We start from the raw sequence: 26,207 nt of genomic DNA on the forward strand, positions 1-26,207 counted from the left end.
GTTGCCGAGAATTTGGGGGTCAGGGTGGCTGTGCGGTTTCTGCTCGACTCGTTCGACGAGCAGGTGCGCCGGGCTCCGGACGCGCCGGCGGTGCGCACCGGGGCCGACTCGCTCAGCTATGCGGAACTCGACGCGCGGGCCAACCAGCTCGCCCGTCACCTCGCCGGGCGCGGCGTCGGGCCGGACGTGCTGGTCGGCGTGTGCGCCGAGCGCGGCACCGACCTGGTCGTCGGCATGCTCGGCGTGCTCAGGGCCGGCGGCGCGTACCTGCCGCTGGACCCGGCCCACCCGCGCGAGCGGCTGGCGTTCATGCTGGCCGACGCCGGGGTCACCACCGTCCTGACCCAGCGCCGGCTCGCCGACCGGGTGCCCGCGCCGGCCGAGGCATTGGTGTTCCTCGACGCCGACCGGGCCGACATCGCCCGCCACCCGGCCACGCCGCCGGCCACCCGCCCCCGACCGGAACACCTCGCGTACACGATCTACACCTCGGGTTCGACCGGCCGCCCGAAGGGCGTGGGGATCGAGCACCGGCAGCTCGCCAGCTACCTCACCCACTGCGTCGAGAGCTACCCCGGACTGGCGGGGTCGGCGCTGCTGCACGGCTCCGTCGCCTTCGACCTGACGATCACCTCCGTGTGGGGGCCGTTGGTCACTGGTGGCTGCGTGCTCGTCGGGGACCTCGACGACACCGCGCCGGAGCTGCCGGTGCGCCCCTCGTTCGTCAAGGTCACCCCGAGCCACCTGCCGATGCTGCTGGCCCTGCCCGAGCGGTTCTCGCCGACCACCGACCTGGTGATCGGCGGCGAGGCGCTGCCGGACGAGACGCTGCGCCGCTGGCGGGAGCGGGTCCCCGGAGCCGCCGTGATCAACGAGTACGGCCCCACCGAGGCGACCGTGGGCTGTGTGGCGCTGCGCGTCGGCCCCGAAGCGGAGCTGGCTCCTGGCCCGGTCGCCATCGGCGTGCCCATCGACGGCGCGCGCGCCTACGTGCTGGACGAGTGGCTGCGGCCGGTCGAGCCCGGCCAGCCGGGCGAGCTGTACGTCGCCGGAGAGGGCCTGGCCCGCGGCTACCTCGGCCGGCCAGGGCTGACCGCCGAGCGGTTCGTGGCTGACCCCTTCGGCGAGCCCGGCGCGCGCATGTACCGCACCGGCGACGTCGTGCGGCTCGACACCGCCGGCGACCTGCACTACCTCGGCCGGTCCGACGACCAGATCAAGATCAGGGGCTTCCGGATCGAGCCGGCGGAGATCGAGGCCGCGGTGCTGCGCCACCCGGCCGTCGCCAACGCGGCGGTCGCCGCGCGGGGGACCGGTGAGGACCGCCGCCTGGTGGCCTACCTCGTCGCCGACGGCCAGCCGCTGCCGGACGCGGCGGCGCTGCGGGAGTTCCTCGCGCCGTCGCTGCCGGAGCACATGATCCCGGCGACTTTCGTCACGCTGACCGAACTGCCCCTCGCCCCCAGCGGGAAGCTCGACCGGGGCGCGCTGCCGGAGCCCGAGCAGGTCGCGGCACCCGCCTCGCGCGCACCCGAGGGGCCGGTCGAGGAGGCCATCGCCGAGATCTGGGCCGACGTGCTCGGCGTGGAGCGGGTCGGCGCGGAGGAGGACTTCTTCGAGCTGGGCGGCAACTCCCTGCTCGCCTTCCGCGTGGTGCCCCGGGTGCGCAAGGCCCTGGGCGTCCAGCTCCCGGCCAGGGTCCTGTTCGACCACCGCACGGTCGCCGCGCTCGCGGCGCACTCCGGCCTGGCCACGGCCGGCGCCCACGAGGTCATCCCGCCCGCGCCCCGGGAGGGCGCGCTGCCGGTCTCCTCCACCCAGCGCCGGTTCTGGTTCTTCCACGAGTACGACCGGGACTCGGTCGAGTACAACGTCCACTTCGGGTTCCGCCTCCACGGCGAGCTGGACCTGGACGCGGTGCGCCGCGCCTGCCGTGGCCTCGTCGAGCGGCACGAGCCGTTGCGCACCACGTTCTCCCTGGTCGACGGCGAGCCCGCACAGGTCGTCCACGAGGCCGCCGAGCCGGTCCTGTCCGTTGTGGACACCACGGAGGACGAGCTGGAGCGGGTGATCCGGGACGAGATGGGCACCCCGTTCGACCTGGAACACGGCCCGGTCGTGCGGTTCCTGGTGGCCCGCCTCGGCGAGCGGGAGCACGTCCTGGTCTTCGGCCTGCACCACGTCGCGGTGGACGGCTGGTCGATGCGCCTGCTGGCCGAGGAGTTCACCGCGCTGTACAACGAGGGCGACGCGGCATCCCTCGCCCCACTTCCCGTGCGCTACGCCGACTTCGCCGCCTGGCAGCGGAAGACGTTGACCGAGGAGCGCCTCGCGCCCCACCTGGACTACTGGCGGGAGAAGCTGGCCGACCTGACGCCGCTGGACCTGCCGACGGACCGGCCCCGGCCCCCGGTGCGCACCACCGCGGGCGCCGGTCACCGGTTCACGCTCGGCGAGGAGGCCACGGCGGCGCTGGCCCGGTTCAGCGCCGAGCAGGGGGTCACCCTGTTCACGACCCTGGTCGCGGCGTCCCAGGTGTTGTTCGCCCGGCACTCCGGGCAGCGCGACGTGGCCGTGGGCACGGTGGTGTCCGGCCGGGAGCGCCCCGAGCTGGAACGCCTCGTGGGCTGCTTCGTCAACACCCTCGTTCTTCGGTCCACTGTGGACGGCTCAGTGCCCTTCACCGACTTCCTCGCGCGGGTCAGGGAGACGGTGCTGGCCGCGTTCGACCACCAGGCCGTGCCGTTCGACCGCCTGGTGGACGAGCTGTCCGAGCACCGGGACCCCAGCCGGACCCCGCTGGTGCAGGCGCTGGTGGTGCTCCAGAGCGGCCTGCGCGGGTCGCTGGACCTCACCGGGACCCGCGGCGAGCGGCTGGCCCTGCCCGAGGTCGCGGCGATCTACGACATCTCCCTGGAGTTCACCGAGCGCGACGACGTCCTCGACGTCCTCGTCCAGTACAACACCGACCTGTTCGACGCGGAGACCGTCGAGCGGATGTCCCGCAGGCTGGCGACGCTGCTGACCGCGCTGCCCTCGGCCGCGACCGGACCGGTCGCCAGGGTGCCCATGCTCCCGCCGGACGAGACCGAGCTGGTCATCCGCCGCTGGAACGACACCGCGTCGGACTTCCCGGCCCACCGGAGCGTGCCCGAGATCGTCGAGGAGTGGGCCCGGCGCACGCCGGACGCCCCCGCCCTGCTGTCGGACGCGGGGACCCTCAGCTACGCCGACCTCAACGCCAGGGCGAACCGGCTGGCGCACCTGCTGGTCGCCCGGGGCGTGCGCCCCGAGTCCCGGGTGGCCATGCTGGTGGACCGGACGCCGGACGCGATCGTGGCCATGCTGGCCGTGCTCAAGACCGGGGCGGCCTACGTCCCGCTGCACGCCACCTCCCCGGTCGACCGCCTGCGGGCCGCCGTCGCCGACGTCGACGCGGTGCTGATGCTGACCGACCGGGCGCTGCGCGACCGCGCGGAGCTGGTCGGCTGCCCGGTGCTCGACGTCCAGTCCGACCCGGAGATCGCGACGCGGCCGGCCGAGGACCTCGGCCTGTCCGTGCACCCCGACCACCTGGCCAACGTGATCTTCACGTCCGGGTCGACGGGCACCCCCAAGGGCGTGGGCGTGACCCACCGCAACGTCGTGTCCCTGGCCTGGGACCGCCACTGGCGCACCGGCCACGAACGCCTGCTGTTCCACTCGCCGCACGCCTTCGACTCGGCGACCTTCGAGGTGTGGACGCCGCTGCTGGCCGGCAACAGCGTGGTCCTCGCCCTCGGCGAGCTGACCCCGGAGAGCCTGCGCTCCCTCGTCGCCACCCACCGCGCCACCTCGACGTTCGTGACCTCCGCGCTGTTCACCCTGTTCGCGGAGGAGGACCCGGGCTGCTTCGCCGGGCTGGACGAACTCCTGGTCGGCGGGGACGCGCTGTCGGCGGCCGCCCTGCGCCGGGTGATCGCGCACTGCCCGAACACCCGGCTGGTCAACGGCTACGGCCCGACCGAGACCACGGTCGGCGCCGCCCTCGGCCGGATCGAGGCGGGCTTCACCCGCACCCCGATCGGCCCGCCCATGGACAACATGCGGGCCTACGTGCTGGACGACTTCCTCACGCCGGTCCCGCCCGGCGTGCCCGGGGAGCTGTACCTGGGCGGGGAGGGCGTCTCGCGCGGCTACTTCGGGCGGCCGGCGCTGACCGCGGAGCGGTTCGTGGCCGACCCGTTCGGCGACGGGGGCCGGCTGTACCGGACCGGAGACGTGGTGCGGTGGACCGACGCCGGCGTGCTGGAGTTCGTCGGCCGCGCCGACCGGCAGGTCAAGATCCGGGGCTTCCGGGTCGAGCTGGGCGAGGTCGAGGCGGCGCTACGCGCCCACGAGGCCGTGGCCGACGCCGTGGTCGTCGCGCGGGAGGAGGGCGGCCGCAAGTACCTGGCCGCCTACCTGACCAGCGCGGCCGACCCCGCGCCCGAGGCCGCCGAGCTGGCCGCGCACCTGGGCCGCACCCTGCCCGAGTACATGGTCCCCTCGGCCTTCGTGACCCTGGCGGCGTTCCCGCTGACCAGCAACGAGAAGATCGACTACCGGGCGTTGCCCGAACCGCGCCGGACGGCCCCGTCGGGCGCGGCACACGTCGAGCCGACCACCCCGGTCGAGCGCGAACTCGCGCGGATCTGGGCGGAGGCGCTGGGCGTGGACCGGGTGGGCGTCGACGAGAACTTCTTCACCCTCGGCGGCGACTCGATCCTGGCCATCCAGGTCGTGTCCAGGGCGCGCCGGGCCGGCCTGCGGCTGACCTCCAAGGACCTGTTCCGCTGGCAGACGGTCGCGTCGCTGGCCCCGCACGTGGTGGCCGACCAGGACGGGACCCGCTCGGCGGAACGCGTCACCGGCCCCGCGCCGTTGACCCCGATCCAGCGTCACCTGTTCGCCGAGTTCGACCGGCCGGAGCTGTTCGACCAGTACGTCACCGCCGACCTCGCGCCGGACGTCGACGAGACCGCGCTGCGGACCGCGCTCCGCGCGTTGACCGACCAGCACGACGCGCTGCGCTCCCGCTACACCCGCCACGAGGGGGAGTGGTCGCAGGAGATCGTCGCGGTCGAGGACGGTGAACTGCTGCGCGTGGCCGACTCTGAGGACGACGCCGTCGCTCTGTCCGAAGTGGACATCCACAGTGGTCCGCTGCTGCGCGCCGTGCTGGTGCGCTCGGCGACGCCTCGGCTGCTGCTGGCCGTGCACCACCTCGTGGTGGACGGTGTGTCCTGGCGCGTCCTGTTGGAGGACCTGGAGACCGCGTACACCCAGGCCCGCGCCGGCCAGCCCGTGGACCTCGGCCCCCGGACCAGCTCCTTCCGCGACTGGGGAATCCGGCTCGCCGAGCACGTGGCCGAAGGTGGGTTCGACGACGAACTGCCCTTCTGGACCTCGGCGCACTCCGCGCAGGACGCGGACATCCCCGTGGACTCCACCGGGCCGAACACCGTCGACACCACCCGCGAGGTCACCGTCCGGCTCGACGCGGCCATCACCCGCGCGCTGCTGCGGGACGTGCCCGAGGCCTACCGGACCGAGATCAACGACGTGCTGCTCACCGCGCTGGCCCGGGTGCTGTGCCGGTGGACCGGACGGGGCAGCGTGCTCGTCGGCATGGAGGGCCACGGCCGCGAGGACCTGTTCGACGACCTGGACCTCAGCCGCACCGTCGGCTGGTTCACCAGCTACTTCCCGGTGACCCTGGCCGACGCCGGCGCGGACTGGGGGCATTCGCTCAAGTCGGTCAAGGAGGCGCTGCGCGCGATGCCGCGACGCGGCGTCGGCTACGGTGCCCTCCGCCACCTCGGCGCCGCCGACCGGCTGCCGCACCTCGCCCCGAAGGTGAGCTTCAACTACCTCGGCCAGTTCGACGACCGAGGGTCGGCCGACGGCCTGCTGCGCGCGGTCACGCCGATCCGGCTGCGGCAGGACCCGACCGACCGGCGCGCCCACGCCCTGGAGATCGTCGGCTCCGTCCAGGATGGGGAGCTGGAGTTCACCTGGGGCTACTCGGCGAACCTGCACACCGCCGAGACGGTCGGGCGGCTGGCGGAGGAGTTCGCCGAGGCCGTGCGCCAGATCGTCGCCCACTGCGCCAGCCCCGGTGCCGGTGGCCGCACGCCGTCGGACTTCCCGCTCGCCCGGCTTGATCAGTCCACTGTGGACCGTTTGGTCGGGGACGGCCGGTCCGTCGAGGACGTCTACCCGCTCACGCCCATGCAGAGCGGCATCTACTACGACACCCTGATGGCGCCGGAGTCCGACGTCTACCTCGCCCAGTTCAACATCCTTCTGGACGGCGTGACCGACATGGACGCGCTCGCCGAGGCGTGGCAGCGGCTGGTGGACCGGACCCCCGTGCTGCGCACCGCCATCGTCACCGAGGGCGTCGACGAGCCGCTCCAGGTCGTGCGCGCCCACGTGACCCTGCCGATCCGCCGGCACGACCTGCGCGGCCACGCCGACCAGGAGGCCGAGCTGCGGCGCATCGTGGACGAGGACTGGGCCGAACGCCTCGACCTGACCGCGACCCCGCTGACCAGGGTGACCCTGGTCCGGGTGTCCGACACCCAGGTGCGGGTCATCTGGATGAACCACCACATCCTGCTCGACGGGTGGAGCGCCCACCGGCTGCTGTCCGACGTCCGCGCCGCGTACGCCGGCCTCGCCCCGGCGACCCCGCGCCGCCCGTTCCGGGACTACCTCGCCTGGCTGGCCGAGCAGGACCAGACGGTCGCCGAGGCGCACTGGCGCACGGAGCTGGCCGGGTTCACCACCCCGACCCGCCTGCCCTACGACCGGCCGCCGGCCCCGTCCTCCCGGCCGCGCTCCGTGGAGTCGGTGCGGATCGAGCTGGACCCGGAGGTGACCGCGCGGCTGACCGAGCTGGCGCGCTCCGCCCAGCTCACGACGAACACCGTGGTGCAGGGCGTGTGGGCGATGCTGCTGGCGCGGCTGACCGGGGAGCGGGACGTCTGCTTCGGCGCGACCGTCTCCGGCCGCCCCGCCGAGCTGGCCGGCGTGGAGGAGATCGCCGGCATCCTCATCAACACGCTGCCCGTGCGGGTCCGGGTCGACGGCGACCGCGCGCTCGTGCCGTGGCTCCAGGAGTTGCAGGACGGGCAGGCGCGGTCCCGGCAGTTCGAGTCGGTGGCGCTGTCCCAGGTGCAGTCGTGGAGCGAGGTGCCCCCGGGCACCCGGATGTTCGACAGCATCGTGGTGTTCGAGAACTACCCGATCGACCACTCCGGCCCCGCCCCGCACATCGCCGGGATCACCGCGAACGAGGTCAACGGGTACCCGCTCAACGTCGTGGCCTATCCCGGCGAGCGGCTGACGTTCTCCCTCCGGTTCGACCCGGCCCTGTTCGACGCCGCGACCGTGCGTCGGCTGGGCGGGCACCTGGTCGCGCTGTTGACGGGCGCCGCCGAGCGGCCCACCGCCCGCGTCGGCGACGTGCCGCTGCTGACCGGGGCGGACGCGCGTCGGGTGCTGGTGGACTGGAATGACACGGCCGCGCCGTTCCCGGCCGACCGGACCGTGCACGAGCTGTTCGCTGAGCAGGCCCGGCGCACGCCGGACGCGGTCGCCCTGGTGTCGGACCGCGAGGAGATCAGCTACGCCGAGCTGGACGCGCGGGCCGACCGCCTGGCCCGGGTGCTGGTGTCCCGGGGCGTCACCCCGGAGTCCCGGGTCGCGCTGCTGCTCGGGCGCTCCGCCGCCACGGTCGTGGCGATGCTGGCGGTGCTCAAGGCCGGCGGGGCGTACGTCCCCCTGCACGCCAGCTACCCGCCCGCGCGGCTGCGCCGGGCCGCCGACGACGTGGACGTCGTGCTGGTCCTGGCTGACCAGGAGATGTCCGGGCGGGCCGCCGCCACCGGCCGGCCCGTGCTCCTCGTGGACGCCGACCCCGCCGGCCTCGCGGCTGACGTCGACATCGAGGCCGTCGAGCTGCCAGCACCGTCCACATCGGACCAGTTGGCCTACGTGATGTTCACCTCGGGATCGACCGGGACGCCCAAGGGCGTGGCCGTGACCCACCGGGGCGTCGTGTCGACGGTCTCGGACCGGCGGTTGCGGAACGGGACGCACGAGCGGGTGCTGTTCCACTCGCCGCACGCCTTCGACGCCGCGACCTACGAGATCTGGACCCCGCTGCTGGGCGGTGGTCGCCTGGTGGTGGCCTCGGGCGAGCTGACCGCGCGCGGCCTCGCCGCGCTCGTCGCCGAGCACGGGATCACCGCGACGTTCCTGACCTCGGCCCTGTTCAGCCTGTTCGCGCAGGACGACCCCGGCTGCTTCGCGGGCATGCGGGAGGTGTGGGCCGGCGGCGAGGCGGTCGCGATGGCGGCCGTGGACCGGGTCGCCGCGCACTGCCCGGGTGTCACGGTGGTCAACGGCTACGGCCCGACCGAGGTGACCACCTTCGCCACCTGCCGCTCGCTGACGCCGGGGGAGCGGGTCGCGCCGATCGGCCGGCCCATGGACACCATGCGGGTCTACGTGCTCGACGACCGTCTGCTGCCGGTGCCACCCGGTGTCCCCGGCGAGCTGTACGTGGCCGGCGACGGCCTGGCGCGCGGGTACCTCGGCCGCGCCGACCTGACGGCGGAGCGGTTCGTGGCCGACCCGTTCGGCGACGGGGGCCGGCTGTACCGGACCGGGGACGTGGTCCGGTGGACCGACGCGGGCGACCTGGAGTTCCTGGGCCGCTCCGATGGCCAGGTCAAGATCCGGGGCCACCGCATCGAGGTGGGCGAGGTCGAGGCCGCGTTGCGGGAGCTGGACCTGGTGACCGACGCCGTGGTCGTCGCGTACGAGGAGGAGCCGGGCCGCCGGAGCCTCGCGGCGTACGTGACCGGGCCGACCGACCTCCCGCCCGACGGGGGCGCGCTCGCCCGCGAGCTGGCCGACCGCCTCCCGGAGTACATGGTGCCGTCGGTGTTCGTGGCGCTGGACCGGATCCCGTTGACCCGCAACGGGAAGGTCGACCGCGCGGAGCTGCCCGACCCCCGGCGGCGCCGGGTCGCGCCCACCGAGCACGTCCCGCCCCGCGACCCCACCGAGAAGGCGATCGCCCGGATCTGGACCGAGCTGCTCCGGGTCTCCGAGGTGGGCGTCACCGACAGCTTCTTCGCGCTCGGCGGTGACTCGATCATCGCGCTGCGGATGCTGTCCCGGATGCGGCGGGCCTTCGGGGTCGAGGTGACGCCGCGTGAGCTGTTCGACGCCCCGACCGTCGGGGCCCTGGCCGAGACCGTGCGGGACCGAGTCCTGGGGGAGCTCCGATGAGCATCGACGACCGGCTGGCCGCGTTGCCGGACGACCTGCGGGAGCAACTGCTGCGCAGGTTGGCCGGCGAGGGCGGGGACGACCACGGCGACGGCGTCCCCCGGCTCGACGGGGACGGGCCGTGGCCGCTGTCCGCCGCGCAGCAACGACTGTGGTTCCTCCACGAGATGGAGCCGGACAGCATCGAGTACGTCGTCCCGAAGATCCTCCGGCTCAGCGGGGACCTCGACGTCGACGCGCTCCGCACGACGGTCAACGGCCTCGTGGCCCGGCACGCCGCGCTGCGGACCACGTTCGACTCGGTGGACGGCGAGGCCGTGCAACGGGTCCACCCGATGTCCGAGCTGGGCGTGGTGGACGTCCCCCTGGTCGACCGGTCGGCCGAGGGTGAGGCGGCGCTGGCCGCCGAGCTGCTCGACGAGGCGCGGCGGCCGTTCGACCTGCGGCGCGGCCCGGTCTTCCGCGCCCGCCTGATCCGGCTCGCGCCGCGCGAGCACGTCCTGGTCCTGGCGATGCACCACATCGTCACCGACGGCTGGTCGATCGGCCTGCTCGTCAACGACCTCAACGCCCTCTACGCCGCCGCGACGCGGGGCGCGGCGCCCGACCTGCCGCCGCCCGGGCCGACCTACACCGACTTCGCGGTGTGGCAGCGGGACCAGCTCGCCAGCCCGCGACTGGCCCGCCAGCTCGACTACTGGCGGGAGAAGCTGGCCGGCCTGTCCCCGCTGGAACTGCCCACCGACCTGCCCCGGCCCGCGGTGCGCGACCCCTCCGGCGCGTGCCACACCTTCCTCGTGCCGGAGTCGGTGGTGGCCCGGCTGCGGACGCTGGGGGCCGAGCGCGGGGCCACCCTGTTCACCGTCCTCGTGGCGGCGGCGAAGGTCCTGCTGGCCCGCCACTGCGGTACGCGGGACGTCGCGGTCGGCACCGCCAGCTCCGGCCGGACCGAGGCCGACCTGGAACAGGTGGCCGGGTTCTTCGTCAACACCCTCGTCCTGCGGTCCACTGTGGACGAAGACGCGTCGTTCGCCCGGTTCCTCGACACCGTGCGCGAAACCGTGCTGGACGCCTCCGCGCACGAGGAGGCGCCGTTCCAGTGGCTGGTGGACGCGCTCCGGCCCGACCGGGACCTCGCGCGCTCGCCGCTGGTGGACGTCGTGGTGAACCTCCAGAACACCCCGCCGCCCGTGTTGGGCATGCCGGGACTGCGGGTCAGCGACGTCATGCCGCCCACCCTCGTGTGCGGCACGGACCTCGTCCTCGACTTCGTCGAGGGGGAGGCCGGGCTGACCGGCTACCTCCGGTACAACACCAGCCTGTTCACCGCCGGCACGGCCCGGCGGCTCGCGGAGCGGCTGGCCACGTTGCTGGCCGCCGTCGCCGTCGATCCCGACCGACCGGTCGCCGAGCTGCCGGTGCTCCCCGCCGACGAGCACGCCCTGGTCACCGCCGAGTGGCCCGGCCTGGGCTCCGGCCCCGCCCCACGCACCACACCCGAGCTGTTCGCCGAGCAGGTCGCCGCCACGCCGGACGCCACCGCGCTGGTGTTCGAGGACCGCGCGGTCAGTTACGCCGAACTCGACGAGCGCGCGAACCGCCTGGCGCACCTGCTGCGGGCGCGCGGCGCGGGTCCGGAGCGGTTGGTCGGCGTGGCGCTGCCCCGGTCGGTCGAGATGGTCGTGGCCGTGCTGGCGGCGCAGAAGGCGGGCGCGGGTTACCTCCCGCTCGACCCGGACTACCCGGTCGAGCGGCTGCGCATGATGGTCGAGGACGCCGACCCCGTGCTGGTCCTCACGACCGGCGACGCGGCGGGCCGCCTCCCCGCCACCGCCCCTGTTCTCGCGCTGGACGACCCCGAGGTCGGGACGGCGTTGGCGGGTCTTCCCGGCACCGCGCCGGCCGACGTCGACCTGCGGCCGCACCACGTCGCCTACGTCATCTACACCTCGGGCTCGACCGGCCGCCCCAAGGCCGTGGTGGTGACCCACACCGGCGTTCAGGACATGGTCGCCGTCCAACGGGACCTCCTGGGCGCCGGGCCGGACACCCGCGTGCTCCAGTTCGCCTCCCTCAGCTTCGACGGCGCGTTCTGGGAGCTGGTGCTCGCGCTGCTGTCCGGAGGGACCCTCGTCCTGGCCACCGCCGAGCAGCGGCTGCCCGGCGAACCGCTCGCCGAGCTGATCGCCACCCACCGGATCACCCACCTCAACCTGCCGCCCACCGCCGTGGCGGCGCTGCCGTCCGGGGCCATCCCGCCCGGCGTGAAGCTCGTGGTGTGCGGCGAGGCGTGCCCACCCGCGCTCGCCGAGGCGTTCTCCACCGGCCGGACCATGATCAACGGTTACGGGCCGACCGAGTCCACGGTGTGCGCCACGCTCAGCGGTCCGCTCACCCCGGCCGACGCCGCCACCGGCGTGGTGCCCATCGGGCGGCCGATCCCCAGCGTGCGCGCCTACGTGCTCGACGACCGCCTGCGCCCGGTCCCGGTCGGCGTGCCGGGTGAGCTGTACCTGGCCGGCACCCGGCTCGCGCGCGGCTACCTCCACCAGGAGGCCCTGACCGCGCAGCGGTTCGTGGCCGACCCCTTCGGTCGGCCCGGCGAGCGCATGTACCGCACCGGCGACCGGGCGCGCTGGCTGCCCGACGGCCGCCTGGAGTTCGCCGGCCGCGCCGACGACCAGGTCAAGCTGCGCGGGTTCCGCATCGAGCTGGGCGAGGTGGAGGCGGCCCTGGGCCGGCACCCGCACGTCGCGCAGGCCGCCGCCGCGGTCCGGAAGGACACCCTGGGGATCACCCGGCTGGTCGGCTACCTGGTGTGCGAGGGAGAGCCCGACCTGGCGGGGGTGCGCGCCCACCTGCGGGAGCGCCTGCCGGAGCACATGGTGCCCACCGCGTTCGTCGTGCTCGACGAGCTGCCGCTGACCGTCAACGGCAAGATCGACCGGCGAGCGCTGCCCACGCCCAGCGGCGACCGCGAGGAGGGCCTCGACTACGTCGCCCCGCGCACCGAGGCCGAACGCGTCCTGGCCGGAGTCTGGGCGGAGCTGCTCGGCGTGGACCGGGTCGGCGTGACCGACAACTTCTTCGACCTCGGCGGCGACTCGATCCTCGGGCTCCAGGTCGTGGCCAGGGCCAGGAGCGCCGGGCTGGACCTGACCCCCAAGCAGATGTTCCTGCGCCAGACGATCGCCGAGCTGGCCGCCGAGGCCGGCGTCGTCACCGGCCCGACCGGCGGGCAGGGTCCGGTGGTCGGCCCGGTGCCGTTGACGCCGATCCAGCACTGGTTCTTCGACACCCTGGCCGAGAGCGTCGACCGGTTCCACCAGTCGACGCACCTGGAGCTGGTCGACACCGTCGACGAGGACGCGCTGCGCGTCGCGCTCCAGGCGCTGCTCGACCACCACGACGCGCTGCGCCTGCGGGCCGAGTTCGTCGACGGTCGATGGCGCCAGCACAACGCCCCGCCCGGTCAGGAGGACGTCCTCCAGCGGATCACCGTGCCCACGCGGGAGGCCGCCGACCTCGTCAGCCTCACCCACGGGTTCCGGCTTGACACCGGCCCCCTGCTGCGCGCGCTGCTCGTCGTGCCCGAGGACGGGTCGCCGCGCAGCCTGTTCCTGGTGGCGCACCACCTCGTCGTCGACGGGGTGTCCTGGCGCGTTCTTCTGTCCGATTTGGACAGTGCCTACCAGCGGGCGGCGCGCGGGGACCGGGTGGACCTCGGCCCGAAGAGCACCTCGTTCCAGGAGTGGGCGCGCCGGCTCGCCGAGCACGTCGCCAGTGGCGGGCTGGACCACGAACGGGACCACTGGCGGGACCTCGCCCGCCGCAGCCACGACGTGGCCGCCCTCCCCGTGGACCGCCGGGGTGCGAACACCATCGCGACGGCGCGCACCGTCACCGCCCGGCTCGGCGCGGAGGACACCGAGGCGCTGCTGCGCCACGTCCCCGAGGTCTACCGGACCCAGGTCAACGACGTCCTGCTCAGCGCGGTGGCCAGGGTCCTGGCCGACTGGGCCGGTGGTGACGCCGCCCTGGTCGAGCTGGAGGGGCACGGCCGCGAGCCCCTGTTCGACGACGTCGACCTGAGTCGCACCGTGGGCTGGTTCACCACGATGTACCCGTGCCTGCTCACCGTCCCGGACGGCGACTGGGGCGCGGTCCTGAAGTCGGTGAAGGAGCAGCTCCGGGCGGTGCCGGGCAACGGGCTCGGCCACGGCGCGCTGCGCCACCTCGACCCCGAGGGGCACGAGCTGGCCGGCCGGCAGCCGGAGGTGGCGTTCAACTACCTGGGCCGCATGGACGGCGCGGTGGACGCCGGCGCGCTCTACCGGGGGACCCTGCCCACGCCGGAGAACGCCGAGCGCGCGCCGCACCAGCTCCGGCAGCACCTCATCGAGATCAACAGCGTGGTGGAGCGCGGCGAGCTGGTCTTCCGCTGGGCCTACTCCACGGCGCTGCACGACGAGGAGACCGTCGCCAAGCTGGCTCGGCGCGTGGTCACCGCGTTGACGGAGATCATCCAGCACTGCGCGTCGCCGGGAGCGGGCGGCTGCACGCCGTCCGACTTCCCGCTCGCCCGACTCGATCAGTCCACTGTGGACCGTCTGGTCGGGGACGGCCGGTCCGTCGAGGACATCTACCCGCTCACGCCCATGCAGAGCGGCATGCTGTTCCACTCACTATCTGGGGCGGATTCCGGGCCCGGGGCCGGGTCCGACGTCTACGCCGGCCGGTTCGGTGTGCTGCTGGACGGCGTCACCGACCCCGACGCGCTCGCCGAGGCGTGGCAACGCGTCGTGGACCGGACACCGGTGCTGCGCACCGCGATCGTCTGGGAGGGCGTCGACGAACCGCTCCAGGTGGTGCGCACCCGGGTGCGGCTTCCCCTGGCCCGCCACGACTGGCGGGACCGGACTCCGGACGAGCAGCGCGCGGGACTGGCCGAGCTGTGGGACGAGCGCGGTGAGTTCGACCTCGCCACCGCGCCCCTGCTGCGCCTGACGATGGTCCGCCTGACCGACACGCGGGTCCAGCTCTACTGGACCGCGCACCACCTGCTGGCCGACGGGTGGAGCTTCGCCGAGGTGCTGGGCGACGTCTTCCGGGAGTACGCGCGGCTGACCGGCGACCAGACGGCGGAGATCGTCGTCCGCCGCCCGTACCGGGACTACGTGGCGTGGCTGGCCGAGCAGGACCGCGCGGAGGCTGAGGCGTACTGGCGGACCGCGCTGGCGGGGTTCACCACGCCGACCCCGCTCCCGTTCGACCGGCAGCCGGTGCGCGCCCACCGCTCGCGGTCCTCCCGCGACGTCCGGGCGACGCACCCGCTGGCCCGGTTGGCCGAGCGCGCCCGGCAGGCCCGGTTGACGCTGAACACCGTCGTGCAGGGCGCGTGGGCGCTGCTGCTGTCCCGCTACAGCGGGGAACAGGACGTCTGCTTCGGCACCACCGTGTCCGGCCGCCCCGCCGACCTGCCCGGCGCCGAGTCGATCATCGGGTTGTTCATCAACATGCTGCCGGCGCGGGTCAGCGTCGACACCACCGATGGCGACACCACCGCCGGCGGCGCCACCGTGGTCGACTGGTTGCGACGGCTCCAGGACGCGCAGGTGCAGGCCCGCCAGTACGAGTACCTGTCGCTGGCCGAGGTGCAGGGGCACAGCGCCGTGCCGCGCGGGACCAACCTGTTCGACAGCATCGTCGTGTTCGAGAACTACCCCTACGACGCCGACGCGGCCGCCCGGCACGGCCTCACGCTGGGCGAGTACTCCGGCCAGGAGAACACCAACTACGCGCTCACGTTGTCGGCGTTCGCCGGCCAGGACCTCCAGCTCCAGCTCGGGTACGACCCCGACCTGTTTGACGAGTCCACTGTGGACCGCATGCTGGGGCACCTGACCACCGTGCTCGACGCGATCGCCGAGAACCCGTCGGCCACGCTCGCCGAACTGGACCTGCTCACCGAGCGCGAGCGCGTCCAGCTCCTGCGCGAGTGGAACGACACCGCCGTCGAGCGCGGCGAGGTCCGATACGCGCACGAGGTGTTCGCCGAGCAGGCCGCCCTGACCCCGAACGCCGTCGCGGTCAGCCGGGGCGACCACGCCCTGACGTTCGGCGAGCTGGACGCGCGGGCCAACGCGCTGGCCCACCACCTGGTCACGCTGGGCGTGCGCCCCGGAGTGTTGGTGGGCGTCCACGTCGAACGCGGGGTGGAGGCCGTCGTCGCGCTGCTGGCCGTCCACAAGGCGGGCGGCGCGTTCGTGCCGCTGGACCCCGAGTACCCCGCCGGGATGCTCGCGACCATGGTGGCCGACGCCGCCGCCCCGGTCGTGATCACCCAGCGCCACCTCACCGACCGGGTCGACACCGGGGCCGCGCTGGTCGTCGTCGACGAGTTCGACCACACCGCGTACCCGGCCTCGCCGCCGCCGGTGCGCGTCGCCCCGGACGACCTCGCCTACGTCGTCTACACCTCGGGCTCGACCGGCCGCCCCAAGGGCGTCATGGTCGAACACCGCAACGTGTGGCACATGGTGCGGGCCTGGGACGCCGCGTACGGGCTCACCGACATGCGGGCGCGCTGCCTGTCGGTGTCGAGCCTGTCGGTCGACCTGTTCTTCGGCGACTTCCTGCTGTCCACGCTGTTCGGCGGCACCATGGTGATCTGCCCGACCGAGGTGGTCGCCGACCCGCCCGCGCTGCTGGACCTGCTGCGCGCCAGCCGCGCCCAGCTCATGGTGACCGTGCCCGCGCTGGCCAGGGAGCTGGCCGCCGAACTGGCCTGGCGCGGCGAGCGCGCCGAGGACCTGCGGCTGCTGATGGTCGGCTCGGAGGGCTGGCCGGCCGCCGACGCCGCGCGGGTGTGGGAGGTCTTCGGCCCGGACACGGTGGTGGTCAACGCCTACGGCGCGACCGAGACCACAGTGGACTCCACCTTCTTCCGACTCGGCGGCGACCCGCTCGGCGACGCCGCGTTCGTCCCCGTGGGCCGGCCGTTCCAGAACACCCGGGTGTATGTGCTGGACGCGGAGCTGCGCCCGGTCCCGGTCGGCGTGGCCGGCGAGTGCTACATCGCCGGTGACGGCGTCGCGCGTGGCTACTGGAACCGTCCCGACCTCAGCGCCGACCGGTTCCGGGAGGACCCGTTCGTGCCCGGTCAGCGCATGTACCGCACCGGGGACCTGGCGCGGTGGCGGGCCGACGGCAACCTGGAGTGCCTGGGCCGCACCGACGACCAGGTCAAGATCCGGGGCTTCCGGGTCGAGCTGGGGCACGTGGAGTCCGCGCTCGCCCGTTGCCCCGGTGTCGGCGCCGTCGCCGCGTCGACGTGGAAGGACAGCTCCGGGGTCGTGCGGCTGGCGGCCTACGTCGTGCCGGATCGGACGGGGGAGGCCCCGGACGCGCGGGCGCTGCGCGCCTTCGCCGCGGCCAACCTGCCGCCGGCCGCGGTGCCCTCGGCGTTCGTCGTGCTCGACGCGTTGCCGATGACGCCGAGCGGCACCGTGAACCGGCGTGCCCTGCCGGCCGTCGACGCCACGCTCGACACCGGCGTCGAGTACGTCGAGCCGAGCGGCCCGGTGGAACCGGTGCTGGCCGCGATCTGGGCCGAGGTGCTGGACGTGCCCCGCGTCGGCGCGCACGACAACTTCTTCGACCTCGGCGGCGACTCGATCCTGAGCATCCGGGTCATCTCCCGGATGCGGGGCCGGCTCGGCGTGGCCGTCTCGCCCCGGCAACTGTTCGACACGCCCACCGTCGCGGCGCTGGCCGAGGTGATCGGCCGGGCGCGACGCGACGCCGCCGAGGCCCAGCCCATCCCGCCCGCCGACCGCGACCAGCCGCTGCCGCTGTCCTTCTCCCAGCAGCGGCTGTGGTTCCTGCACGAGTTCGAGCCGGACAGCGCCGAGTACAACATCGTGTCCTCGTCCCGCCTGCGCGGCGACCTGGACATCCGGGCGCTCGGGGAGGCCCTCGCCCGAGTGGTCGAGCGGCACGAGCCGTTGCGCACCACCTTCGACACCGTCGACGGCCGCGCGGTCCAGGTCGTCCACGAACCGTCCACTATGGACATCCCCGTCGTGGACACCACCGAGGACGCGCTCCTCGACGCCGTCCGCGCCGAGGCGTCCCGTCCGTTCGACCTGCGCACCGGGCCGGTCCTCCGCGCCACGCTGTTCCGGCTCGGAGCGCGCGAGCACGTGCTCACGCTGGTCATCCACCACATCGCCACCGACGGCTGGTCGATGGGGCTGCTGGAGGAGGAGCTGGCCGCCTGCTACGCGGCGGCCGTCCGGGGCGAACGGGCGGAGCTGACCCCGCTGCCCGTGCGGTACGCGGACCACGCGGCCTGGCAACGCGCCGCGTGGGCCGGGTCCGCGATGGACGAGCACCTCGCGTACTGGCGTGGACGGCTGGCCGGGGTGACCCCGCTGGACCTGCCCACCGACCGGCCCCGGCCCGCCGTCCGCGAGGCGGCGGGGGACATGCTCCTGGTCGAGATCGACCCCGGGACCGCCGCCCGGCTGCGGGCGGTGGCCAGGACCAACGACGCCACGCTGTTCATGGCCCTGGTGGCCGCCGTCCAACTCCTGCTCGCCCGCTACTGCGGCCAGCAGGACGTCACCGTGGGCACCGCCACCTCCGGGCGGTCCCGCACCGAACTGGAGCCCCTGATCGGCTTCTTCGTCAACACCGTGGTCCTCCGGTCCACTGTGGACGAGACAGCGTCCTTCGCCGACCTGCTGTCCCTGGTCAGGGACACGGTGCTGGAGGCGTTCGCGCACGAGGACGTCCCGTTCGAGCGGCTGGTCGAGATGGCCGCCCCCGACCGCGACCCCAGCCGCAACGCGCTCGTGGAGGTCATGGTCGGGCTGGAGACCAGCCGGACCGCCGACGCGGGCCTGCCGGGGATCGACGTCGAGCGGCTGCCGGTGGTCGGCGACGCCGTCAGCCACGACCTGACCTTCGACTTCGTCGAACAGGGCGAGGCGCTGCACGTCGCGATCGGCTACAGCACCACCCTGTTCGACCGGGCCACCGTCGACCGGATGGCGACGCACCTGCGGGACATGCTCGACGAGGTCGTCCAGACCCCGCGCCGCCCGTTGCGCGCGCTGCCCCCGCTCGGTCCGGCCGCCCCGGCCGCGGCGAAGCACGAGGTGCCCGACGCCACCCTGGCGGAGCTGTTCGCGCGCCAGGCGGCGGCCACACCGGACCGCACGGCGGTCGTCGCCGAGGACGGCGCGGTCACCTTCGCCGAGCTGGACCGGCGGGCCACCCGGCTCGCCCGCCGGTTGGTCGCGCTGGGCGCGGGGCCGGAACACCGGGTCGGGTTCACCACGGCCAGGACGACCAACACCGTGGTCGCCCTGTTCGGGGTGCTCCGGGCGGGCGCGGCGTTCCTGCCCCTCGACCCGGGCCTGCCCGAGGAACGCCTGGCCTACCTGGTCGAGGACGCGGCGCCGACCCTCGTGCTCAACACCGGGGCCGACATCGACCTGCCAGCGGGGATCCCCGTGCTGGCGGTGAGCGGGACGGACGGGGAGGACGGAGCGAACCCGTCGAACCTGTCGAGCCTGTCGGGCCCGTCGAACCTGTCGGACCCGTCGAACCTGTCGAGCCTGTCGGGCCCGTCGAACCTGTCGGACCCGTCGGGCCCGTCGGGCTCGGCGGACGCCACGGACCCGGCGGCCCTTCCCGACACCACGCACGTCGGCGAGCGGCCCCAGCCGGACCACGCGGCGTACGTGATCTACACGTCGGGCTCGACCGGGCGCCCCAAGGGCGTCGTGCTGACCCACCGCGGGCTCACCAACCTGTTCGCCGACCACAGCGCGGAGCTGTTCCGGCCGGAGAGCGAGCGCGCGGGCCGGCCGCTGCGGGTGGCGCTCACGGCCGCGTTCTCCTTCGACACCTTCCTGGAGGGTGTCCTGGCCATGGTCGACGGGCACCAGCTCCACGTGGTCGACGACCTGACCCGCCGGGACCCGGAAGCGCTTGTGGAGTACGTGGCCGAGCACCGCGTCGACCTGCTCGACCTCACGCCCTCCTACGCCGAGCAGCTCGTCGCCGCCGGCCTGCTCCGTGGCGAGGGCGCGCCGAGGGTGGTCATGCTCGGTGGTGAGGCGGCCGGCGAGTCGGTCTGGCGCGACCTGCGGGCCGCCCCGAACACCAGGGGGTACAACTTCTACGGCCCCACCGAGGCCACTGTGGACGCCCTGTCCTGCCGGGTCGCCGTCGCCGAGCGGCCGGTGATCGGCCGGCCGGCGTGGAACACCCCGGTGTACGTGCTGGACCGGTGGCTGCGTCCGGTGCCGCCCGGCGTGGTGGGCGAGCTGTACCTGGCCGGCCCGCAGGTGGCCAGGGGCTATCTCAACCGCCCCGCGCTGACCGCCGAGCGCTTCGTGGCCGACCCGTTCACCGGCGGCAGGATGTACCGCACCGGGGACCTGGCGCGGTGGACCGGCGACGGCGTCGTCGAGTACCTCGGCCGCGCCGACGACCAGGTCAAGGTCCGGGGCTACCGGATCGAGCCGGGTGAGATCGAGGCCGTGCTCACCGAGCACCCGGCGGTGGCGCAGGCCGCGGTCGTGGTGCGGGACGGCGGTACGGGAGTGGGGCGGCTGGTCGCGTACGTGACACCCGCGACCGACACCGCGCCGTCGGCGGCGGACCTGCGGGACCACGCCAGGAGGGCGCTGCCCGCGTACATGGTGCCGGCCGTGTTCGTCACCCTGCCCGAGCTGCCGGTCAACACCAGCGGGAAGGTGGACCGCAACGCGCTGCCCGAGCCCGAGGCCGACCTCGACCCTGACCTCGCGCACGTGGCGCCGCGCGACGACGTGGAGCGCGTCCTGGCCGAGATCTGGGCGGACGTGCTCGGCCTCGACCGGATCGGCGTGACGGACAACTTCTTCGACCTGGGCGGCGACTCGATCCTGAGCATCCAGGTCGTGGCGCGGATCCGGCAGGCGGGGTTCACCGTCCGGTCCCGGGACCTGTTCCTGAACCAGACCGTGGCCGAGCTGGCGACCGTGGTTGGAGCCGCGGGCGCGGCCGGGGCCGGGTCGGGGGAGAGCCAGGGCGCCGGCCGCGCCGAGGACGTCGTCGCGGGGCCGGCGCCGCTGACCCCGATCCAACGCGAGTTCCTCGACGGGGACCCGGTCGCGCCGCACCACCTCACGCAGTCGGTGTTCCTCGACCTGCGCGACGACGTGGACGTGGACGCGCTGCGCGCGGCCCTGCGGGGGCTGCTCGACCACCACGGCGCGCTGCGCACCCGCTTCGAGCGGGACGACCAGGGCTGGACCCAACGCGAGGCCCCGGTGGGCGAGGTCCCGCTCGACTGCCATGATCTGTCCGATGTGGACGATCCAGACGCGGAGGCCGACCGGCTCGCGGCGGCGGCCGACGCCGGACTGGACCTGGCGACCGGCCCGCTGCTGCGCGCGCTGCTGTTCCGGACGAACGAGGGACCCCGGCTGTTCCTCACCGTGCACCATCTGGTGGTCGACGGCGTGTCCTGGCGCGTCCTGCTGGACGACCTCGACCGCGCCTACCGGCAGGCCGCGTCCGGGGAGCCGGTGCGCCTCGGCCCGCCGACCACGTCCTTCCTGGCGTGGGCGCGGCGGCTGTCCGAGCACACGGCGGCCGGCGGGTTCGACGACGAGCTGGGCTTCTGGACCGGCCTGCCCGACCCCGCGCCGCTGCCGGTCGACGGGGACGGACCGGCCACCGTCGCCTCCAGCCGCACCGTGGCGGTCCGGCTCACCGAGGCCGAGACCGAGGTGCTGCTGAACCGGGCGCCGGGCGTCCTGCGCACGCCCGTCGGCGACGTGCTGTTCGCCGCGCTGGCCCACACGCTCAGCCGGTGGACCGGGCAGGGCCGGGTGGTGGTCGACGTCGAGGGCCACGGCCGCGAGGACCTCTTCGACGACGTGGACCTGTCCCGCACCGTCGGGTGGTTCACCACGCTCTACCCGGTGGCCGTGGAGGTCATCGAGCAGGACTGGGGCAAGTTCGTCCGCTCCGTGCGGCGACAGCTCCGCGCCGTGCCCGGCAACGGCCTCGGCTACGGGGCGCTGCGCTGGCTCGCCCCCGACTCGCCGCTGCGGGAGCGCCGGGGCGGGCAGGTGGTGTTCAACTACCACGGGCGCACCGACGAGGTCGCGGCCGTCGGCGACGACTCGCTGATCCGAGGCGTCCGGGAGGCGATCGGCCAGGAGCAGCACCCGGACGAACGGCTGGCCCACCTGCTGGAGGTCGTGGGCGCGGTGAGCGGCGGCCGGCTGGAATTCACCTGGTACTACTCGGAGAACGTGCACGACCGGACCACGGTCGAGCGGGTCGCCGAGTGGTTCGGGGCCGCCCTGCGGTCCCTGGTCAGCTACCTGGCGGGGGAGTGAGCCGTGATCGACGACCAGCAGCTCGGCGCGAGGGTGGCCCGGCTGGCCGAACACCACCGGGTCCCCGGCGCGCAGCTCACCGTGCGTCGGGACGGCAGGACCGTCACCGTCGCGGTGGGACGGGAGCGGCACGACGCCGCCGCTCCCGTCACGGAGGCGTCGGCGTTCCCGTTGGGGTCGCTGACCAAACCGTTCACCGCGGCGCTGGTGATGGCGCTCGTGGCCGACGGCGACCTGGAACTCGACGAGCCGGTCCCGGACTACGACCCCGGCATCACGGTGCGGCGGCTGCTCAGCCACACCTCGGGACTTGAGTCCAATGTGGACGAAGATGACGCGGTCGACCTGCCGCGCCGGCGGTGGGTGGCCCGGTACCCGGCGCGACGCTCACCCCAGCACGCGCCCGGCACGGTCTTCTCCTACTCCAACGTCGGCTACGTCCTGGCGGGACATCTCGTCGAGGACGTGACCGGGATGGACTGGGCGGAGGCGGTCGCGTCGATCCTGCTGCGCCCCCTGGGGATCACCCCGGCCTTCGTGGTGGGCGACCCGGGACCCCGCCCGTCCGTGCCCGGTCACGTGGTGACCGGCGACCGCGTGCTGCCGGTCGGCAGCCAGGTGATGCCCGAGGTGGAGGCGCCGAACGGCGCCCTGGCGCTGTCCTCCGCGGACCTGGTCGCCTTCGCGGACCTGTTCCTCGCCGACTCCCTGGCCGGCGGCGGCGTCCTCGACCGCGAGGCCGCCGCCCCGATGTGCCGGGACCAGCTCGACGGGATCACCGTGGGGCCGTACGGCATGGCCGACGGCTGGGGGCTCGGCTGGGCGAGGTACCGCGGACCGGACGGCGACTGGTACGGCCACGACGGCACCGGCGACGGCACGTCCTGCCACCTCCGGTTCGAGCCCGAAAGCGGCACCGCCGTCGCGCTGACGACGAACGCGTCCACCGGCGCGGCCCTGTGGCGGGACCTGGCCGACGAACTCGCGGCGGAGGAGGGGCTGTCGCTGGGGCGGAGCGAGGAACCCGACCAGACCCCGGTCCCCGGGCCGCCCGAGGCCGCCGGCCACTACGTCAACGGCCATGCCGCCTTCGTCGTGACCGCGCAGGACGGCGGCGGGCTCGCGCTCGCGCTGGACGGCGACCAGGTCGTTCCGCTGACCTGCCTGCCCGACCTGCGGTTCCGCGTCGCCATGGGGGCGACGTCACTGGGCGGCCGGTTCCTCCGCGACCCGGACACCGGGGGCATCGACCTGATCCAGGTGACCGGACGACTCGCCCGTCGACGCGGGGGCGCCACCGGATGAGCCGGCCGAGCGTCCCGCTGTCCCGCAACCGGGACTACCACATCCTCTGGGGCAGCCAGCTCCTCTCCGAACTCGCCGCCGAGATCACCCAGATCGCCTTCCCGCTGCTGATCCTCGCCATGGCCGGCTCCCCACTGGCCATGGGCCTGGCCTCGTCGGTGCTGATGGCGGCGAACATGGTCGCCGTCGTGCCGGCGGGCGTGGCCGCCGACCGGTGGAACCGCAAGCGGATCATGGTCGTGTGCATGCTGGGGCGCGCCCTCGCGATGGGCGCCCTGGCCCTCGCCGTGCTCGGCGGCGCCGGCCACCTCGCGGCGGTGCTGGCCGTCGCGGCCGTGGAGGGCTTCCTCGGCGCGGTGTTCGACCCGGTGGAGCACGCGGCCCTGCCCCAGGTCGTGCCGGCCGACCAGCTCGCCAGGGCGGTGGCCCGCAACGCCGCGCGGCCGTTCGTGGCCACCCTGCTCGGCCCGGCGGTCGCCGGCTTCCTGTTCACCGCGCACCCGGCCACCCCGCTCGTCGCGGACGCGGTCATGCTCGGCCTGTCCTTCGTGGCGCTGCTGTTCCTGCGCCTGCCGCACCGGGTCACGCCGGCCGACGCGCCGCCGACCCGGGTCAGGGCCGACGTCGCCGAGGGCTTCCGCTGGGTGCTGGGGCACCGGACGTTGCGCGCCACCATGCTGTGGATGGTCTTCTGCAACCTGGTGTTGGGCGCGCTCGTGACGATCGTCCTCGCGGTGTCGGGGGAGACCGGGGTGGACACCGGCGAGATCGGCCTGACCATGGCCTGCCTGGGCGCTGGCGGCCTGCTCGGCGGGATGGCCGCCGACCGGCTGCGCGCGGCGCTGCCCGCCCCCGTGGTCCTGGTCGGGTTCTCCTGGCTGGCCACGGCCCTGGTGGCGGCCATGAGCCTGGTCCCGGCCGGCGTCCTGCTCGGCGTGCTGCTCGGGGCGGTGATGTTCTGCGTGCCGGTGGCCAACACGACGGTGCTCACCTACCAACTGGTGACCACCCCCGACCGGCTCCGCGGCCGACTGAGCAGCCTCGCCGGGTTCTGCTCGGGCGGCGCGGGCGCGCTCGGCCCGCTGTTCGGCGGCCTGCTCGCCGCGGCCGGCGGGACGACCGGGACGCTGGTGTGCGCCGCCGCCCTCGGACTCGTCGCGCTCGGCGTGTCCCTCAGCCCGACGATGCGCCGGTTCCCCTCGGCGACGCTGGCGCCCGAGACGCTGGACGAGACCGCCGGTGCGCGCGGCTGACCTCGGCCGGCCCCGGTTCCTGCTCACCGGGAGGCCGTGGCGGGCGCTGTGGTACGTCGCGCTCGGCGCGCTCGGCGGCCTGCCGGTGCTCGCGCTCGTCCGGGGCGCCATGGCGCTGGAGACCGAGTGGGGGCTGCCGGTCGCCGTCGCCGGGCTGTTGGGGATGAACGTGCTGCTGGCCCTGCCGGTGAGCGCGGCGGAACGCCGACGCCTGAAGATCGTGGACGGCCGGGTGGCCCCCAGCAGGGGCTGCCCGTGGCGGCTGTTCGGCTACACCCTCGTGTTCACCACGGTGATCGCGGTCGTTGACCTCGTGGCGCTCGTGGCCGCGTTGTGCGCGGTGATCGTGCCCCTGTCGCCGGTGTTGGAGTTCGTCTTCGAGATCGAGCCCATCGTCAACGTCGACGGGCCGGTGAGCGGGCCGGCCGCCGTGCTCGTCGGCGTCGTGTTCGTGCCGGTGGTCGGGTACCTGGTCGTCCTGCTCGCGCTGGGCCAGGCCGCGGTCGCCCGGCGCTGCCTCACCTCGCCCGAGGCCTGGCTCGCCGACCAGGTGCAGGAGCTGTCGCACTCGCGCAGCCGCCTGGTCGACGCGTTCGAGGCCGAGCGCACGCGCATCGAGCGGAACCTGCACGACGGCGCCCAGCAACGCCTGGTCGCGCTGATCATGACGCTCGGCCTGGCCGAGCTGGAGCTGTCCGGGGTCAGCGAGGCCGGCGCGCGGCTGGTCGCCAGGGCGCGGTCCGAGGCCGAGGGGGTGCTGGCGGAGCTGCGGGAGCTGATCCGCGGCATCCGGCCCCAGGTGCTGACCGACCGGGGCCTGCCCGCCGCCGTGACCGAGCTGGCCGACCGCTGCCCGCTCGCGGTCGACGTGCGGTTCACCCTGCCCCGCCGGCCGTGCCCGCAGGTGGAGCTGGCGGCGTACTTCGTGGTGAGCGAGGCGTTGGCCAACGTGATCAAGCACAGCAGGGCGTCCTCGGCCCAGATCATCGGCAGCGCCCGGGATGATCACATGGTGCTGGTCGTCCGGGACGACGGGATCGGGGGCGCCTCGCCGGAGCGGGGCACCGGCCTCCAGGGCCTCGCGGACCGGGTGGCCGTGGTGGGCGGGTCCATGGCGGTGTCCAGCCCACCGGGAGGGCCGACCGAACTGCGAGTGGAGCTGCCATGGGAAACGCCGGACTTCGGGTAGTGCTGGCAGAGGACGGCGTCCTGCTGCGGGAGGGCCTGGCCGCGGTGTTGGAGCGCTTCGGCCACCACGTGGTCGCGGCGGTCGGCGACGCCGAGGCGCTCACCGAGGCCGTCGACGAGCAGGAGCCGGACATCCTGGTCACCGACGTGCGGATGCCGCCGGGGTTCAGCGACGAGGGCCTGCGCGCGGCCGTCGACCTCCAGGCGCGGCATCCCCGGCTGGGCGTGTTGGTGCTGACCCAGTACGTCGCCCCCACCTACGCGTTCGAACTGCTGGAGGCGGACGGCCGGGGCCGCGTCGGCGGACTGGGGTACCTCCTCAAGGACCGGGTGGGCGCGGTGCGGGAGTTCGTGAGCGCCGTCGAGCGCATCGCCGAGGGCGACACGGTGATCGACCCCGAGGTGGTGCGGCAGCTCCTGCGCAGGGAGCGGTCCGCCCACCTGCTCGGCCGGCTCACGCCGAGGGAGCGCGAGGTGCTGGCGCTGATGGCCGAGGGCAGGGCGAACGCGGCCATCGCCGAGCACCTGTGCGTCAGTCAGGCCGCGGTCGCCAAGTACATCAACGCGATCTTCACGAAGCTGGACATCTCCGGCGCCGAGGGGCATCACCGCGTGCTGGCCGTGCTCACCTACCTGCGCAACTGACCGGTCGGCCTCCCCTGACGGACGTGTCCGCCCGACGCGGGGCGCGCGTCGGGCGGACACGAGGGGGAGGGGCGGCCGT

6 protein-coding genes are annotated in these 26,207 nt (G+C 74.3%); all 6 read left to right on the forward strand.

From position 1 onward, the window contains the following. The first annotated feature begins 24 nt into the window (after positions 1–24). Genes LX15_RS00545 through LX15_RS00570 form a run of 6 tightly spaced genes read left to right on the forward strand, consistent with a single transcriptional unit; the run spans position 25 to position 26,128 of the window. Complete coding sequence (locus LX15_RS00545) at positions 25–9,327, forward strand: non-ribosomal peptide synthetase (protein WP_253667430.1); 9,303 nt, start codon at positions 25–27, stop codon at positions 9,325–9,327. Further along, complete coding sequence (locus tag LX15_RS00550) at positions 9,324–21,737, forward strand: non-ribosomal peptide synthetase (protein WP_253667431.1); 12,414 nt, start codon at positions 9,324–9,326, stop codon at positions 21,735–21,737. The genes LX15_RS00545 and LX15_RS00550 overlap by 4 nt, the downstream gene beginning before the upstream one ends. 3 nt (positions 21,738–21,740) lie before the next feature. Then, positions 21,741–23,042, forward strand: coding sequence for a serine hydrolase domain-containing protein (locus LX15_RS00555; RefSeq protein ID WP_253667432.1), 1,302 nt, complete (start codon positions 21,741–21,743; stop codon positions 23,040–23,042). Continuing rightward, positions 23,039–24,295: an MFS transporter gene (locus LX15_RS00560; RefSeq protein WP_253667433.1), complete on the forward strand. Its 1,257-nt coding sequence runs from the start codon at positions 23,039–23,041 to the stop codon at positions 24,293–24,295. The genes LX15_RS00555 and LX15_RS00560 overlap by 4 nt, the downstream gene beginning before the upstream one ends. After that, positions 24,282–25,484 (forward strand): sensor histidine kinase, encoded by a 1,203-nt coding sequence (locus LX15_RS00565; protein WP_253667434.1) that lies wholly within the window; start codon positions 24,282–24,284, stop codon positions 25,482–25,484. Before LX15_RS00560 ends, LX15_RS00565 begins: the two co-directional genes overlap by 14 nt. Further along, entirely contained in the window at positions 25,460–26,128 is a 669-nt protein-coding gene (locus LX15_RS00570; RefSeq protein ID WP_253667435.1) for a response regulator, read from the forward strand. Before LX15_RS00565 ends, LX15_RS00570 begins: the two co-directional genes overlap by 25 nt. Positions 26,129–26,207 lie beyond the last annotated feature (79 nt).

Origin of the sequence: Streptoalloteichus tenebrarius, assembly GCF_024171885.1 — a bacterium.
Classification (GTDB): domain Bacteria; phylum Actinomycetota; class Actinomycetes; order Mycobacteriales; family Pseudonocardiaceae; genus Streptoalloteichus; species Streptoalloteichus tenebrarius.

Coding starts and splice junctions, on each gene's coding strand:
- LX15_RS00550 (WP_253667431.1), top strand. CDS start 9,324: ATGAGCATCGACGACCGGCTGGCCGCGTTGCCGGACGACCTGCGGGAG.
- LX15_RS00560 (WP_253667433.1), top strand. CDS start 23,039: ATGAGCCGGCCGAGCGTCCCGCTGTCCCGCAACCGGGACTACCACATC.
- LX15_RS00570 (WP_253667435.1), top strand. CDS start 25,460: ATGGGAAACGCCGGACTTCGGGTAGTGCTGGCAGAGGACGGCGTCCTG.